The organism is Streptomyces katrae, assembly GCF_000717655.1.
GTDB classification, from domain to species: Bacteria; Actinomycetota; Actinomycetes; order Streptomycetales; family Streptomycetaceae; genus Streptomyces; species Streptomyces katrae_B.
The window spans coordinates 1-218 of sequence record NZ_JNZY01000139.1 but is presented as its reverse complement, the minus strand read 5'-3'; the positions used below and the strand labels follow the sequence as shown (position 1 = coordinate 218).

Below are 218 nucleotides of genomic sequence, written 5' to 3'. Positions count from 1 at the left end.
CGGTCATCTTCTGCTCCTTGCCCGTGCCGAGGTCCTTGGCCGTGACGTGCATGATGCCGTTCGCGTCGATGTCGAAGGAGACCTCGATCTGCGGGACGCCACGCGGGGCCGGCGGCAGACCGGTCAGCTCGAACATGCCGAGCTTCTTGTTGTACGCCGCGATCTCGCGCTCACCCTGGTAGACCTGGATCTGCACGGACGGCTGGTTGTCCTCGGCC

At 65.6% G+C, this 218-nt stretch carries 1 protein-coding gene; it reads right to left on the bottom strand.

Annotated elements, in window-relative coordinates; genetic code table 11:
- Positions 1-218: Hsp70 family protein (locus tag IF09_RS41505; protein ID WP_037637307.1), on the bottom strand; the 218-nt coding region annotated here is incomplete at both ends.